Source organism: Rhizobium sp. BK060, assembly GCF_014193145.1.
Classification (GTDB): domain Bacteria; phylum Pseudomonadota; class Alphaproteobacteria; order Rhizobiales; family Rhizobiaceae; genus Rhizobium.
In genome coordinates, this window is record NZ_JACHYW010000002.1 from 59577 (window position 1) to 73644 (window position 14068).

13 protein-coding genes are annotated in these 14068 nt (G+C 61.0%); 7 read left to right on the forward strand and 6 right to left on the reverse strand.

What is annotated here, in order from left to right; all coding sequences use genetic code 11:
• Positions 1-28: 28 nt before the first annotated feature.
• A complete protein-coding gene (locus tag FHT71_RS02430; protein ID WP_183718831.1) occupies positions 29-628 on the forward strand; it encodes a TetR/AcrR family transcriptional regulator in 600 nt (199 codons plus the stop codon).
• On the opposite strand, the gene FHT71_RS02435 is transcribed toward FHT71_RS02430, so the two are convergent.
• Positions 588-4091: a PAS-domain containing protein gene (locus FHT71_RS02435; protein ID WP_183718832.1), complete on the reverse strand. Its 3504-nt coding sequence runs from the start codon at positions 4089-4091 to the stop codon at positions 588-590. The genes FHT71_RS02430 and FHT71_RS02435 overlap by 41 nt on opposite strands.
• 213 nt (positions 4092-4304) lie before the next feature.
• Here FHT71_RS02435 and mscL point away from each other — a divergent pair, with 213 nt between their 5' ends.
• Positions 4305-4745, forward strand: a complete 441-nt coding sequence (mscL, locus tag FHT71_RS02440; protein ID WP_007796399.1) for a large conductance mechanosensitive channel protein MscL — start codon at positions 4305-4307, stop codon at positions 4743-4745.
• 122 nt (positions 4746-4867) lie between these two features.
• Positions 4868-6034 carry a pyridoxal phosphate-dependent aminotransferase gene (locus tag FHT71_RS02445; protein WP_183718834.1) on the forward strand — a complete coding sequence of 389 codons (1167 nt, stop codon included), beginning with the start codon at positions 4868-4870 and terminating at the stop codon, positions 6032-6034.
• 63 nt (positions 6035-6097) lie between these two features.
• On the opposite strand, the gene FHT71_RS02450 is transcribed toward FHT71_RS02445, so the two are convergent.
• From FHT71_RS02450 to cax, 3 genes are all read right to left on the reverse strand, one after another.
• Positions 6098-6409 carry a potassium channel family protein gene (locus FHT71_RS02450; RefSeq protein ID WP_183718836.1) on the reverse strand — a complete coding sequence of 104 codons (312 nt, stop codon included), beginning with the start codon at positions 6407-6409 and terminating at the stop codon, positions 6098-6100.
• Between the two features lie 23 nt (positions 6410-6432).
• A complete protein-coding gene (locus tag FHT71_RS02455; protein WP_183718838.1) occupies positions 6433-6786 on the reverse strand; it encodes a hypothetical protein in 354 nt (117 codons plus the stop codon).
• Between the two features lie 111 nt (positions 6787-6897).
• Positions 6898-8040 (reverse strand): calcium/proton exchanger, encoded by a 1143-nt coding sequence (gene cax / locus FHT71_RS02460; RefSeq protein ID WP_132592469.1) that lies wholly within the window; start codon positions 8038-8040, stop codon positions 6898-6900.
• A 402-nt stretch (positions 8041-8442) separates the two neighbouring features.
• On the opposite strand from cax, the gene FHT71_RS02465 reads away from it, so the two are divergent.
• From FHT71_RS02465 to FHT71_RS02475, 3 genes are all read left to right on the forward strand, one after another.
• On the forward strand, positions 8443-8634 hold the full coding sequence (locus tag FHT71_RS02465; RefSeq protein WP_037083363.1) for a hypothetical protein: 192 nt from the start codon (positions 8443-8445) through the stop codon (positions 8632-8634).
• A 171-nt stretch (positions 8635-8805) separates the two neighbouring features.
• On the forward strand, positions 8806-9840 hold the full coding sequence (gene galE / locus FHT71_RS02470; protein WP_132592467.1) for a UDP-glucose 4-epimerase GalE: 1035 nt from the start codon (positions 8806-8808) through the stop codon (positions 9838-9840).
• 146 nt (positions 9841-9986) lie between these two features.
• Positions 9987-11051 carry an enoyl-CoA hydratase/isomerase family protein gene (locus FHT71_RS02475; protein WP_183718840.1) on the forward strand — a complete coding sequence of 355 codons (1065 nt, stop codon included), beginning with the start codon at positions 9987-9989 and terminating at the stop codon, positions 11049-11051.
• A gap of 8 nt (positions 11052-11059) precedes the next feature.
• Here the strand turns inward: FHT71_RS02475 and FHT71_RS02480 are convergent, their stop codons facing one another.
• Positions 11060-13120 (reverse strand): ATP-dependent helicase, encoded by a 2061-nt coding sequence (locus tag FHT71_RS02480; protein ID WP_132592463.1) that lies wholly within the window; start codon positions 13118-13120, stop codon positions 11060-11062.
• A gap of 81 nt (positions 13121-13201) precedes the next feature.
• On the reverse strand, positions 13202-13480 hold the full coding sequence (locus FHT71_RS02485; RefSeq protein WP_007796432.1) for a hypothetical protein: 279 nt from the start codon (positions 13478-13480) through the stop codon (positions 13202-13204).
• Positions 13481-13648: 168 nt separating this feature from the next.
• On the opposite strand from FHT71_RS02485, the gene FHT71_RS02490 reads away from it, so the two are divergent.
• Positions 13649-13912, forward strand: a complete 264-nt coding sequence (locus tag FHT71_RS02490; protein WP_007796435.1) for a BON domain-containing protein — start codon at positions 13649-13651, stop codon at positions 13910-13912.
• The last annotated feature ends 156 nt before the right edge of the window (positions 13913-14068 follow it).

A 14068-nucleotide genomic window follows, 5' to 3' on the forward strand; every position in this document is an offset into this window, starting at 1 on the left:
CGCCGGGCGGGAAGACAGGACGTTAGAAATGGCAACAAAGGAAAATCTCCGGCCGGGTGGCCGCAGTGCCAGGGTGCAGGCTTCGGTGCATCAGGCGGTCCGCGAATTGCTTTCGGGCATGGAGCGCGCGGATGTCACGATCCCGCTGATTGCCGCAAAGGCCGGCGTCACCCCATCGACGATCTACCGTCGCTGGGGCGACCTGCAGGAATTACTGGCTGACGTGGCGGTCGAACGCCTGCGCCCCGATATGCAACCGATCGACACCGGCAGCGGCAGGGGAGACCTCGAAGCCTGGGCGGAACAATATGCCGAAGAAATGTCCTCCGACGTCGGACGCGAGATGATCCGCGACGTGTTGGCCGCGCAAGACAATGCCAATGCCTGCAAGTGCTGCGCCTTCACGCGAGAACAGATGGAACTGCTGAGTGAGCGGGCGCTTGCACGCGGCGAAAGCTTTCCGCCAGTCGACGCCGTGATGGATCAGGTCGTTGCGCCGATTATCTACCGCATTCTGTTCGGCGAGGTGCCGAGCGCGGAACGGGTGCGCAGCCTCGTGACCGACATGATGACGAAGGACATGGATGTCACTCCGCCGCCGTACGCTTCTGAGCGGAAATCTGCGTGATATAGGCCCTCAGCGCTGCCGGGCGCACGGGCTTGTGCTGGATGCCGATACCGTGCCGCTCGGCTTCGGCACGAACCTCGGGTGTGCGGTCTGCCGTCACGATGAGGGCCGGAATGAACGCCGTGAACCGTTCCCGGAGCGTGACGATGGCCGAAATGCCGGTGTCGTCGCCAAGGTGATAATCGGCGATAATCACATCGGGCGGTGCTTGGCGCGTATCAAGCGCGCGGACCGCCCGTAGCGAGTCCAGGCATCGAACCTCGCAGCCCCAGCCGCTGATCAGGAGCTGCATGCCTTCCAGAATATGCGGCTCGTTGTCGACGCACAGGACCTTCAGTCCCTTGAGGCTCTGCGCCGAATGCTCCATCGGTTGGGCAGCGCCGACGCGCTCGGCAAGCCGCGAGGCATCACGCGGCATGACGATCCGGAAATCCGTGCCCTTGCCGTGTGTTGAGTGCAGTTCCACCGGATGGTTGAGGACGCGCGCGATACGATCGACAATCGAGAGGCCGAGCCCCAAGCCGGAGGCCGTTTTGGCGCCTTCGTCGAGCCGGGCGAATTCCTTGAAGACGGTCCGGAACTTCGACGGCGGAATGCCGATCCCAGAATCCATGACCTGGATGACGACCTGACTTCCGCGCCGGCGCGCGCCGACCAGCACCTTGCCGTCGATCGTGTATTTGATCGCGTTGGAGACGAGGTTCTGCACCAGGCGGCGAAGCAGGTTGGGGTCGGAGCGAACCCGCAGCGAGGTGGGCATGACCACCAGCTTCAGCTTCTTTTCGCGGGCGATCGGCGCGAAGTCCGTCTGGATTCGCTCCAGCAGATCGGAAAGCGGCACGGAGGCGAGGCGCGGCCGCATCGCTCCGGTGTCAAGGCGCGAAATGTCAAGCACGGCGCCAAGGATGGTTTCGACCGATTCCAGCGCGGAATCGATGTTGCGAACGATCGCACTGCTTTCGGATTGGCCCATGCGCTCGACCAGCGCCGAGGAATAGAGCCGGGCGGCATTGAGCGGCTGCAGAATGTCGTGGCCGGCGGCGGCGAAAAAGCGGGTCTTCCCGAGGCTGGCTTCATCCGCCGCGGCCCGCGCCTCGCCGAGTTCGTGGTTGACGCGGGTGAGCTCTGCCGTGCGTTCGGCGACGCGCTGTTCCAGGGTTTCGTTCGCCTGCTTCAGGGCCCGGTCGGCGGCGACCCGCTGGCTGATGTCGGTGAAGGTTGCGACGATGCCCTTGTCCGGCATGGCATTGGAGCGGACTTCGATGATGCGCTCGCCGCCGCCAAGCACAAGTGCGAACGGCTTGTCCAGCGTCAGGAAGTGGCGAACGGTCTGGTTGACCTCGCCGGCCGGAACATCGCCGCGCTGGCTGAGGATTGCCACGATGTCGGCAAGCGGGAAACCCACTTGTCCGGCATTCTCCGGCAGGTCGAGCAACTGCCGGAAACGCCGGTTCCAGATCGTCAGGTTGTTCGAGCTGTCGAAGACCGCGATGCCCTGGTCCATCTGCGACAGTGCGGTCTGCAGCATGTCTTGGTTATATTGCAGCGCCTCGCTTGCCTGGTCGAGCAGCCAGGCGGTATCGGCGGAGGCGTCTTCCACCTTCTGAAGGATCAGCGACAGCACGAGTCGGGCCGACGAGGAGCCGATGGCGCTGCCGAGCAGCTGTTCGGTAAAGTGAATGAGCGCCATGTCGGCCGGCTGCTCATCCTCAAGATCGCGGCCCGAATTTTGCTGGTAGGTCTGGAACGACCGCTTCATGCGCTCCTCGCCAAGATAGCGCGAGACGGTTGCCTTCAGATCGCCGACGCTGATGCGGGTCTTCCAGCCGCGCGTCGCAAACTGCGTACGGGACTGCCGCTTGACGAAGATTCCGGCCTGGATGCGTTCGAGCGGTCGCGCATTGCGGGTCACCGAACCGATGACGAAGAAGGCCGTATTGACGAGCAGGCTCATCACCGTGGCGTTGACCAGCGGATCAGCAGCGTTACCCGTGAAGATCGTCGTGCCGGGAAAGATGAAGCCGAGCACGGCGCTTGCAACGCCCGAATAGTCCGGTCCGCCAAGCGAGGGCAGGAACAGCAGGTAGACCCAGATCACGAAGCCCGATGTCAGCCCGAGGATGGCGCCACGCGCGTTGGCCCGCCGCCAGACAAGGCCGCCGAAAAGGGCTGGCGCCATCTGCGCAATTGCGGCGAAGGAAAGGAGGCCGATCGAGGCTAGTCCCGTTGTGCTGTCGGTCGAGCGGTAATAGGCGTAGCCGAGCAGCAGCACCGCGAAGATCGCGCTGCGCCTGACGTTGAGCAGCGTCTTGGCGAAATCGTTGCGCTGTCCTGTACGGTCGGTCAGCTTTCGGTGCAGGAAGATCGGCATGATGATGTCGTTCGACACCATGATTGACAGCGCGACCGACGCGACGATCACCATCGCCGTCGCGGCTGAAAAGCCGCCGATGAACGTGATCAGCGAGACGACCGGCATCTGCCCGGCAAGCGGCAGCGAGAGCATGTAGAGGTCTGCGTTGCCGTTGCCGCCGAACGTCAGCAGGCCACCGATCGCCACTGGCAGCACGAAGAGATTGATGGCGACGAGATAAAGCGGGAACAGCAAGCCGGCGAGTCGAAGCTCACGCGCCGTTCTATTCTCGACAACCGTGACGTGGAATTGCCTTGGTAGCATGATGATGGCGAAGGCCGACAGCAGAATCAGCGTGACCCAGCGGCTGATCGGCGTCTGGTAGTGTAGCGCTGAGAGCGCGAGCTGGTTCTCGGCCGCCTTCTCCCAGAGATCGGAGGGCCCATCGAACAGGAACCAGATGACGCAGACGCCGGCTGTGAGGAAGGCGAAAAGCTTGACGACGGACTCCATGGCGATGGCGAGGATCAATCCGTCCTGGTGCTCCGTCGCATCCGTGTGGCGTGTGCCGAACATGATCGCGAAGCAGGCGAGTACGAGCGTTACGAGCAGCGGCAGGTCAAGAAAATAGAGATTGCCGCTGCCGATGCCGTAATCCGACGGGTTGAGCATCGCCGTTACCGTACTCGATACCGATTTAAGCTGCAGCGCGATGTAGGGAATGGCGCCGACGAGCGAAATCAGTGCCACGATGGTCGCGACGGTCGGGTTCTTGCCATAGCGCGCGGAAATGAAGTCGGCGACCGATGTCAGCTTCTCGCCCTTGGCAAGCTCGATGATCCGTCGCAGCAGCGGCATGCCGAGCGTGAAGACGAGGATTGGCCCGATATAAATGCCAAGGAATTCTAGTCCGCGCTGCGATGCCAGCCCGACGCCGCCGAAATAGGTCCAGGACGTGCAGTAGATCGCAAGACTGAATGCATAGACGACCGGTCGCCCGCCTGGTGGCGTGCCGAACATCCGGCGCCTGCGATCGCCATGGCTCGCCACTGCAAAGAGCAACAGCAGATAGCCGAAAGCAGATGCGACTATGACCCAGCCTGGCAGCATCGAACCTCCACCAGCGCATCGGCGCCGGTCTCCTGAAGTTCCAAGATTAGGGTAATTTCAAAGCTTTGAACATCGGGTGGGCCCTAGGCCTTAAGTCAAAGACCGCTGAGGGCGGTGATAAATTGTAATTGGCAATTGAATAATTGCATCGAAGATGTAGCTAATGAAAACAATGACCTGTCAGTGCGACTGCATCAGAGGGAGACGGATCGAATGCTCAATGAGTTCAAAGCATTTATCGCCCGCGGCAATGTCATGGACCTTGCTGTCGGCGTTATCATCGGCGGTGCCTTTGGCGGCATCGTCAAGTCGCTGGTGGACGATGTCATCATGCCGATCGTCGGTGCCGTGTTTGGTGGGTTCGACTTCTCGAACTACTTCATCGGCCTGTCTTCCAATGTGAACGCACAGACCCTGGGCGCCGCGCGCCAGCAGGGCGCGGTTCTGGCCTATGGCAGCTTCATCACGGTGCTGATCAACTTTCTCATCCTTGCATGGATCATCTTCCTGATGGTCAAGGGCGTGAATACGCTGCAGAAGCAGGTGGACAAGCAGCTGAAGATCAAGGAGGCCAACGAAGAGGCGGCCGCACCGCCGGCCGATGTGGCGCTGCTGACGGAAATCCGCGACCTGCTGGCCAAGCGTCCCGCGTGAGTTTAAGAATTGGTCCTGCCGTTGCGGCGGGACCAATCATCACGAAAATCGATATCGCATCACCGATTGTCATGGGATTTGCCGCCGCGTTTGCTTTATGTAGGCGAAAACCGGAGTGATGCATGTCGATTGTCAGCAGCCTTAGCCCGCGTGCCGTTCTGGCGCCCGAAAGTGGAATCGTCGAAGTCGTCAATTATGCCCGTGGCCGCGATGGCCTTCTGCCGCTTTGGGTCGGCGAGGGAGATCTCTCGACGCCTGATTTCATCAACAAGGCGGCGATTGACGCGCTGTCGGGCGGTGAGACCTTCTATACCTATCAGCGCGGCATTCCGGAGCTGCGCCAATCGCTGTCGGACTACTATGCCAGGCATTTCGACATCACCCTGCCCGTCGAGCATTTCTACGTCACCGGTTCCGGCATGCAGGCGATCCAGATTGCCGTGCAGGCTATGACGTCGCCTGGGGACGAACTCGTTTACCTGACGCCCGCCTGGCCGAACATTGCGGCCGCCTTGGAAATTGCCGGCGCCCGTTCAGTCGGCGTCCAACTGACTTTCGAGGGCGGCAGGTGGGCGGTCGATCTCGACCGTATCGCGGCTGCAATCACGCCGAAGATGAAGGGGCTGTTTATCAACACGCCGTCCAATCCGACCGGCTGGACCGCAACCAGGGACGACCTCGTGGCCATCCTGGCGCTGGCGCGCAAGCATGATCTCTGGATCATGGCCGACGAGATTTATGCGCGCTATTACTTTGCCGGCGGCCGCGCACCGTCCTTCCTCGATGTCATGGAGCCGGACGACAAGGTGATGTTCGTCAACTCCTTCTCGAAGAACTGGTCGATGACCGGCTGGCGTGTCGGCTGGATCGTTGCCCCGCCGCAAACCGGCCAGGTGCTCGAAAACCTCATCCAGTATTCGACCTCCGGCGTGGCGCAGTTCATGCAGCGAGGGGCGGTTGCCGCCCTGAACGATGGCGACGCATTCGTGCGGTCCAACATCGACAAGGCCAAGCGCTCCCGCGACGTCCTTTGCGACGCGCTGATTGCCACGAACCGTGTCGAGACGCTGAAGCCGGATGGCGCGCTCTATGCATTTCTGAAGATCGACGGGGTGAAAGACAGCCGCAAGGCAGCCATCGACATCGTCGACAAAATCGGCGTCGGATTGGCACCGGGAACGGCCTTCGGGCCGGGCGGCGAGCTCTTCCTACGCGCCTGCTTCCTGCGCGATCCGGCGCAGATCCAGATGGCGGCCGACAGACTGTGCGATTACATCCTGAAACTTTGATAGCATCTGCGGCTGGGTTGCCCGCGCCTACGCGGCAGCTCATGAACCGCGGGCGGCCTCGTTTTACGAGGCTTTGTCGCGACCTGCCGCGTTAAGCGCCTGCACGCTGGCGGCGGCGACCAAGCCGGTCAGGACGATGCCGGAAAGTCCGATCAGTATGGCGAGCATCCGCGCCACGGTATGCTTGGGTGCAAGGTCGCCGTAGCCGATCGTGAGACCCGTGATGAAGGTGAAGTAAAAGGTTTCGCCGATCCGCCAACCCTCGATCTGTCCGATGACAATGCCGGATCCGACCATGATGACAAGGATTCCGGAGAAGATAGGCCAGAGTATGGAAACCTGCTGGAACAGCGCGGCAAAGAACAGTCGTCTCATTCGTTTTGCTTGGGACCTGGAGCTTACCGCCATGGCCATTTGCCTCCCGAGTCGTGCGATATGCTTGCCGTGCCTGCAAGCAAGTACGTCCAGCTGCACAGGGCTGCGTTATGGAAAGGGTGGCCGAGAAGGTTTTCAGTCACCAGGACCGCCGTCGCGGCAACGGACCGCCCCTGCCAAATCTCAAGCTCCTGCGGCGACGGTTCCCATAGCCGTATCTGCGAAACGCCGTCCCAACGCGAGCGCCCCTGGTTTTGCAGCACTCGGAGATCTCGAAGGAGTGTCCTGTCGGTGAGCCGGGTTGCCGCGTCGACATCGTTCGCCGCTTCGAAGGCGACGATACGGCGCTCCGAGATTTCGGCCACATAAACGGTCATTTTCGGTCCTTTCGCGAGACTATCGGACGGCATGCGAAGACGGGCAGTGAACGACGACGCGCTCGTAAACCCGCTTGCTGAGGTGATTGCCGCTTTCGGAAGGCAGCGGCATCACGACGGATTCGTGGGAGGCAAGACAAACAACGTGAACGCGAAAATTGCATAAAGCGCCAGAGCCATGACGCCGGCATACCAGGCTCCACGGCCGCCATTGGACAAGAGGGTGGCGGCCAAGGTGGCGACGATCATCATCGTTACTGCGCCCCGCCAAAACTGCAAAGTCATGGGTTCCGGACCGATGAAATAGCTGACGAGCACCAATATCGGCGCGACAAACAAGGCAATTTGGGCCGCGCTGCCCAGCGCAATGCCGACACTGAGGTCCAGGCGATTTGCACGGGCAGCCGAAAACGCGGTGGTCATCTCGGCGGCTGCACCTACCAAGGCTACGACAATGAAACCTACAAATGCCGGCGTCATCCCGAGGTGCTCGGCGGCGGCCTGAACTGAACCGACGAATATCTCGCTGACCAGCGCAACTAGCAGCGTCACGATAACCAATAGCACGATGCTCAGGCCAAGCGGCCAGGGTTTTTCGTCTTCGCCCGCGTGGCTCACGCTTGCGAAAAGCTCGCGGTGTGTCCGCAACGAAAACAACATACCCAGCGCATAGACGGCAATGAGAAGGATTGCCAATCCAAGGCTCAGCTTTTGGGACACGTCGAGTGCGGGAGGCTGGTCCACCTCGCTGATCAGAGATGGGACCAGGACCGCAATCGTCGCAAGGAACAGGAGGCAGGCCTGAAAGCGGGCGTTGACCCTATTGAATTCCTGAACATGATGCTTGAGCCCCCCGAGTAGGAAGGCACCTCCCAGCATGAACAGGGTATTGGTGACGATCGCTCCGGCGAGCGACGCCTTGACCAACAGATATTGACCGGCCTGCAAGGCCGCGAGAGAGATCACCAGTTCGGTCAGGTTCCCGAGAGTAGCATTGAGTAAGCCGCCGACTGCGTCTCCGGTCCTGGCCGCAACCGCTTCGGTTGCGCGGCTCAGGAGTGCGGCCAAAGGTACGATCGCGACGACCGAAGCAAGGAACAACAGGGTGTGGCGATCGGGAAAAATCCGTTCCAGAAGAATGACGACAGGCACGAAAACGATCAACCCGAGAACCGGTGCATGATGGATTTCGTCGATGATGGCCCGTCCCATCGAAGACGGCGCGATGGAAGGTCTTTCGTCAAGAGTGCCCATGTCTTTTCTCCGGAATCGGAGCGACGACCTGTGACGAAGGCTACCACCTTTTATAATTGCTGTCGCGGCAGTCCTGAACTTGCTGGTGCACGCTAATTCAGCTTTACGACGTCATCCGGCTTCGGGATTGTCAGATCAGCTTTGTCGAGCCAGTTGAGGCGCAGGTCTCTCAACCCGTATCCGCCGGCTCGCAGCGCGGTCCGCCGCCCCGTCCGAGGCCAAGAACGAGACCAGTATCTTGGGGCGACGCGATTTCCTAGGGAAGAAGGTGCCATTCGCGTGTTTGGGTTCGTCTCCTTGCTCGGGCCTCCGAACCACGGTCGGATCATAGACGTGCCGGCTATACAGCTTGGGCATGTTTGGTGTAGCAATTCCCTTAGGGGTTTAGCTCGGGGGTGGGTCTTGGTCAGGAAGATAATTTCCCTCGTTCTGGGAACGGTTCTCGTAATCTCAGGGGTCTACGGCCTCCTGTACCTGCTGTTCTTCACCGTCAATCCCGTCAGAATCCTGTATTTCCTGATTCCCGGTGGATTGCTCGCCATTGGGATAGTGATCCTGTGGGAAGACCTTGCGGAATTGCTTCGACGGCGCTGAAGCTCCCCGAAATGGCACATCGATAAAATTCTAGCGGATGTAGAAATCGGGCTCTAACCACGCCATCAAACTTACCGGCGCGGATGCCCCCGAGGGCGCATTCGATAGGAGATTCTGAAAGGAAAAACGGCGTCAGATGCACCCGCGTGTATGAAAACGGGGATGCAGGACATGGCAATTTTGGTCACGGGCGGCGCGGGCTACATCGGCAGCCACATGGTCTGGACATTGCTGGATGCAGGCGAGGACGTCGTCGTGCTGGACAATCTTTCGACCGGCTTTCGCTGGGCGGTCTCTCCGCGCGCGCGCTTCTATCTCGGCGATGTGTCCGATACCCAGGTGTTGAAGACAATCTTCATCGAGAACGACATCGAAGCCATCATCCATTTTGCCGGTTCGGCGATCGTGCCCGTATCCGTTGCCGATCCACTTGCCTATTATGACAATAACTCCGGTAAGACGCGGGCGCTGTTGAGCGCCGCGATCACCGCCGGCATTCGCCATTTCGTCTTCTCCTCCACTGCCGCCGTCTACGGGCCGCAGAAGACATCCGAACCGGTGAAGGAAACCGCGCCGCTCAAGCCGGAAAATCCCTACGGTCAGTCCAAGCTGATGACGGAATTCATGCTGCGGGACGCCGCGGCAGCCTACGATTTCGATTACGTCGCGCTGCGCTACTTCAATGTCGCCGGCGCCGATCCGCTCCGACGCAGCGGCCAATCCACGTCAGGAGCGACACACCTGATCAAGGTCGCTTGCGAGGCCGCGCTTGGCAAACGCGGCGGCGTTCATGTCTACGGCATCGACTATCCGACCCATGACGGCACCGGCGTGCGCGACTACATCCATGTCAGCGATCTCACGGAGGCTCACCTGAGTGCTCTGCAGCATTTGCGCCGTGGCAGCGGCTCGCTGGTCGCCAATTGCGGCTACGGCACCGGCTATTCGGTACTCGACGTCCTCAACATGGTCACGCGCCTGCACGGGCACTCCTTCAAGGTACAGATTGCGCCGAGACGCCCGGGCGATGCCGCAAGCGTCGTCGCGGACTCCGGCCTTGCCCAGCGCGTTCTGGACTGGAAGCCGAAGCACGATTCGCTGGAGACGATCGTTCAAAGCGCGCTCGACTGGGAACAGTTTCTGCTCAACCGCAACGCCGACGACCTCCAGAGTCTCCACCGGGCGCTCGCCGCCGCGTCGTTCTGAGACCCAAAGCAATCCTTGACCTCCGCCGGCGGCCATCGACTATGCCGCCGAGTGCGGTAAGGTGACGTCACGCAGCAATGCCGGTTCGCTCCAAGCGAGGTTCCGGATTGCGGCGAAGCGATGTCTGCGGAAGCGAGGAGGTCAGCATGCGGGACGAGGTTCAGCACAGTGAGGTGATTGTCGAACGGCGTGCATCGGCCGGCATCATCCGCCTCAATCGGCCGCGTGCGCTAAACAGCCTGACACTCGACATGGTCCGCGCCTTTGCCGCTGCAATGGACGACTTCGCGGCGGACGCCAATATCGCCACCGTGATCGTATCGGGAGAAGGAGGGCGTGGCTTCTGCGCCGGTGGCGACATCCGCGCGCTGCACGAAAGCGGCAGCACGGGCACCGATCTGGCCATGACCTTCTGGCGCGAAGAGTTTCGCCTGAACCACCGCATCGCGACCTTTCCGAAGCCCTATGTGGCGCTGATGGACGGCATCACCATGGGCGGCGGCGTCGGTCTGTCATCGCATGGCCGCCACCGCGTCGTGACCGAACGAACCAAGCTTGCCATGCCGGAAACCGGGATCGGCTATTTTCCGGATGTCGGGGCGACGTGGCTGCTGCCGCGCGCGCCGGGTGAGGCCGGCACCTGGATGGGGCTGACGGGACTGACCATCGACGCGGCTGATATCATCTATACCGGTCTGGCCGACCACCACGTCACCTCCTTCCGGCTGCCTGACATCGTCGAGACGCTTGCAGAGCTGCCGCGAAACGTGGGGCCGCGCGATGTCGAGGCGGTGTTGAAGAACCTCTCCAGCGATCCAGGAACGAGCGCCGTCAAAAGCAACAGAGACCTTATCGAGCGCAGCTTTCATTTCGGCACCGTCGAGGAAATCAGCCATGCACTGCAAAAGGAGCCCGGCGACTTTGCAGCCGAAACGCTGCGGATCATCCAGACGCGCTCCCCGACCAGCCTGAAGCTTGCGCTTCGTCTCCTGCGCCAGGGTCGGCAAAGCAGGACCCTTGCCGAATGCCTGAACCGCGAACTCGGCGCCTGCCAGCAGATATTGAAAAGCCCGGATTTCTACGAGGGCATACGCGCCGCCATTATCGACAAGGATCGTAAACCACACTGGATGCCGGCGACACCAGAGGCGGTCGATCAGGCCGCCATCGATGCCTTCTTCCGGCCTCCGGAGCCGCCGCTCGCCCTCTAATACAAGCCTTAGCGCCACATGCCGCGCATGCGTGCACCAACATCGACACGTACCTGTCGCGCCTGATGCGAGGCGCCGCCATCGGTTCTGGCCTGCGGCCAGCCGACCGCCTCGAAGAACTGCAGCAGTGTCGCCGGGATGAAGCGGGTGCGCGACGCATAGACATGCCGGTCGCCCTGGGCGTTCTGGCCGTGCGTGAAGAAGCGCTGCGGCACGACAAGATCGAGATTGTCCTTGGCGCGGGTCATGGCGACGTAGAGCAGTCGCCGCTCCTCCTCGATCTCGGCGCGGGTTCCAACGGCGAGGTCGGATGGGATGCAGCCATCGACGACGTTCAGCATGAACACTCGCGTCCATTCCTGCCCCTTGGCGGAATGGATCGTGGAGAGGATTAGATAGTCGTCATCGAGCAGTGGCACGCCGGCCTGATCGCTGGTCGCATCCGGCGGGTCGAGCGTCAGTTCGGTCAGGAAGCGCTCGCGGGAAGGATAACCGCCGGCGATCTGCTCGAGTTGCAGAAGGTCGGCCTGGCGGGTCGAGGCATCCTCGTGTAGGCGTTCGAGGTGCGGCGAATACCACTCGCGCACGAGGCCGATCTCCGCCGGCCAACCGGCCTTGCCTGTCTTCACCTCCTGCAGCATCGCAACGAAGGCCGTCCAATCCTCGCCGGAACGGGGCGGAGCCGGCAGTTCGGCAAGCACCTGAATCGGGCTCGCATTCGCTGCCATCTGGTCGACGACGCGCTGCGCGGTCGAAGGGCCGACGCCCGGAAGCAGTTGCATCAGCCTGAAGCCGGCGACGCGGTCGCGCGGATTCTGTGCGAAGCGCAGGGCGGCCAGCATGTCCTTCACATGCGCGCTGTCGAGGAACTTCAGCCCGCCGAATTTCACGAAAGGAATGTTGCGGCGGGTAAGCTCCACTTCGAGCGCGCCGCTATGATGGGAGGCGCGGAAAAGCACCGACTGCTGCTTGAGCTTCACGCCTTCTTCGCGATTCTCCAGCACCTTGTCCGCAACATATCGCGCTTGGTCGGCTTCGTCGCGCACGGTGACGAGCCTTGGACGTTGGGCCGACTGGCGCTCCGTCCAGAGGTTCTTGGTGAAGCGTTCCGAGGCAAGATCGATGACTGCGTTGGCCGCTGCGAGGATCGTCTGGGTCGAGCGGTAGTTACGATCGAGCGTGATGATATTGGCCGACGGGCTGAACGCCGAGGGGAAGTCGAGGATGTTGCGCACGGTGGCTGCGCGAAAGGAATAGATCGACTGCGCATCGTCGCCGACGACAGTCAGGCCTTGCCCGCCGGGCTTCAATGCGAGCAGGATCGATGCCTGCAGGCGGTTCGTATCCTGGTACTCGTCGACCAGTACATGATCGAAACGGCTGCCGATATCGTCCGCGATGATCGGCTCGCTGACCATCTGCGCCCAGTAGAGGAGCAGATCGTCATAATCGAGAATGTTCTGGTTCTGCTTGGCTTCGACATAGGCGCCGAAGAGCTCCCGCAACTGATTTTCCCAAGCCGAACACCAGGGAAAGGCGTCGCGCAGCACTAGGCTGAGCTCGCTTTCCGAATTGACCACGCGCGAATAGATCGCAAGGCAGGTGCCCTTCGTCGGAAATCGGCTCTCCATCTTCGAGAAGCCCAGCTCGTGCCGGATGAGGTTCATAAGATCGGCGCTGTCTTCGCGATCGTGGATGGTGAAGGCGGGGTCGATGCCGATCTGCTCGGCATACTCACGCAGGAGCCGAGCCCCAATCCCGTGAAACGTCCCGCTCCAGGCAAGCGCATCCGCCATGATGCCGGAATTGCTGCCCAGCACCTGGGCGCAGATGCGCTCGACGCGGCGCGCCATCTCGGCGGCTGCACGCCGGGAAAACGTCATCAGCAGGATCCGGCGCGGATCGGCGCCCTTGACGATCAGGTGGGCAACGCGGTGCGCCAGCGTGTTCGTCTTTCCCGATCCGGCACCGGCCATGACGAGCAGCGGCCCGGCAACATGGGTGCCATCAGTGATCGTGCCGTATTCGACGGCCGCGCGCTGCTGGGGATTGAGCTTTTCAAGATACATTCAGCCGTCCGGTTGCTTCGGCGGAGAATCGCACCGCGGAAATATTCGACGTTCCTTGAATGTTCTCGAAGGGCGCCGCTGTCAAGAACCGTTTCGTGAGGGGAAATCGGGCACGATAACACGTCGGGTCAGCTTCAGGGTGCGATCCGGCTGCAGGATATAGGTTTCCTTAACCCTGCTGCCGGTCGAATCGTAGAAGGAATTGTAGATGACACTGCCGGGCGGCGATTTCGTCAGCTTCGTGCGCGGTTGTCCGCCATAGGTGATGCTGCCCGGGATCGGCTGTACCTCGGTCGAACTGTCCGTGGTACAGCCCGATAGCATCGCGACCGATAGAATTGTCGGAAGCAGAACTTTCATCGTTGCAACCCCTACCCTAAACCGTTGGTATATATGGCCCTCTAAGTCGAGACGCCAAGTAGCGTGCGATGGCCTCTGCGAGATTCCTCAAAGTATAGCTTGATGCAGTGCAACTAAAACTCCCCTGTGGCGTTGGTCAGTAACTGATTTCGCCACACGGAGGCGATCATGGTGCTTCGATTTCAGGCGACGGAAGATCACGGTGACGCCTGCGGGCAAGGCCACAGCGTCGCATCAACCCGCGCCTCCGTCGAAAGCGCCCTCAGCGCCGCCGATGACATTGATAGCAGCGAAATCGTTGTGTCGATCCTCGGACCTTACGTCGTTCTTGAGGGATTCGTCCGGCACAAAGGCCATGTCGAGCGGGCCGTTGAGATAGCTGAAGACGTCGTGGGGAAGGGCTATGTCCGCAGCCGGATGTTGCGACGTTAGCCGGGCTACCCAGATATAATACTTAAAACTCATCAGTTTTGGCGCACACATACAGCATGCAGCTATGCACATGGAAGCGTTCACCTACCGCCATGTAAAATCATACAATTTAGCTAAATCGAAAATACGACCAGTTAACTGTGCGAAAGTAGTAGC

Excerpts from the sequence above, each read along its gene's own strand:
- FHT71_RS02490 (WP_007796435.1), top strand. The coding sequence starts at position 13,649 with ATGGTGCTTCGATTTCAGGCGACGGAAGATCACGGTGACGCCTGCGGG.
- FHT71_RS02455 (WP_183718838.1), bottom strand. The coding sequence starts at position 6,786 with ATGACCGTTTATGTGGCCGAAATCTCGGAGCGCCGTATCGTCGCCTTC.
- FHT71_RS02445 (WP_183718834.1), top strand. The coding sequence starts at position 4,868 with ATGTCGATTGTCAGCAGCCTTAGCCCGCGTGCCGTTCTGGCGCCCGAA.
- mscL (WP_007796399.1), top strand. The coding sequence starts at position 4,305 with ATGCTCAATGAGTTCAAAGCATTTATCGCCCGCGGCAATGTCATGGAC.
- cax (WP_132592469.1), bottom strand. The coding sequence starts at position 8,040 with ATGGGCACTCTTGACGAAAGACCTTCCATCGCGCCGTCTTCGATGGGA.
- FHT71_RS02430 (WP_183718831.1), top strand. The coding sequence starts at position 29 with ATGGCAACAAAGGAAAATCTCCGGCCGGGTGGCCGCAGTGCCAGGGTG.
- FHT71_RS02485 (WP_007796432.1), bottom strand. The coding sequence starts at position 13,480 with ATGAAAGTTCTGCTTCCGACAATTCTATCGGTCGCGATGCTATCGGGC.
- FHT71_RS02450 (WP_183718836.1), bottom strand. The coding sequence starts at position 6,409 with ATGAGACGACTGTTCTTTGCCGCGCTGTTCCAGCAGGTTTCCATACTC.
- FHT71_RS02475 (WP_183718840.1), top strand. The coding sequence starts at position 9,987 with ATGCGGGACGAGGTTCAGCACAGTGAGGTGATTGTCGAACGGCGTGCA.
- FHT71_RS02480 (WP_132592463.1), bottom strand. The coding sequence starts at position 13,120 with ATGTATCTTGAAAAGCTCAATCCCCAGCAGCGCGCGGCCGTCGAATAC.
- galE (WP_132592467.1), top strand. The coding sequence starts at position 8,806 with ATGGCAATTTTGGTCACGGGCGGCGCGGGCTACATCGGCAGCCACATG.
- FHT71_RS02435 (WP_183718832.1), bottom strand. The coding sequence starts at position 4,091 with ATGCTGCCAGGCTGGGTCATAGTCGCATCTGCTTTCGGCTATCTGCTG.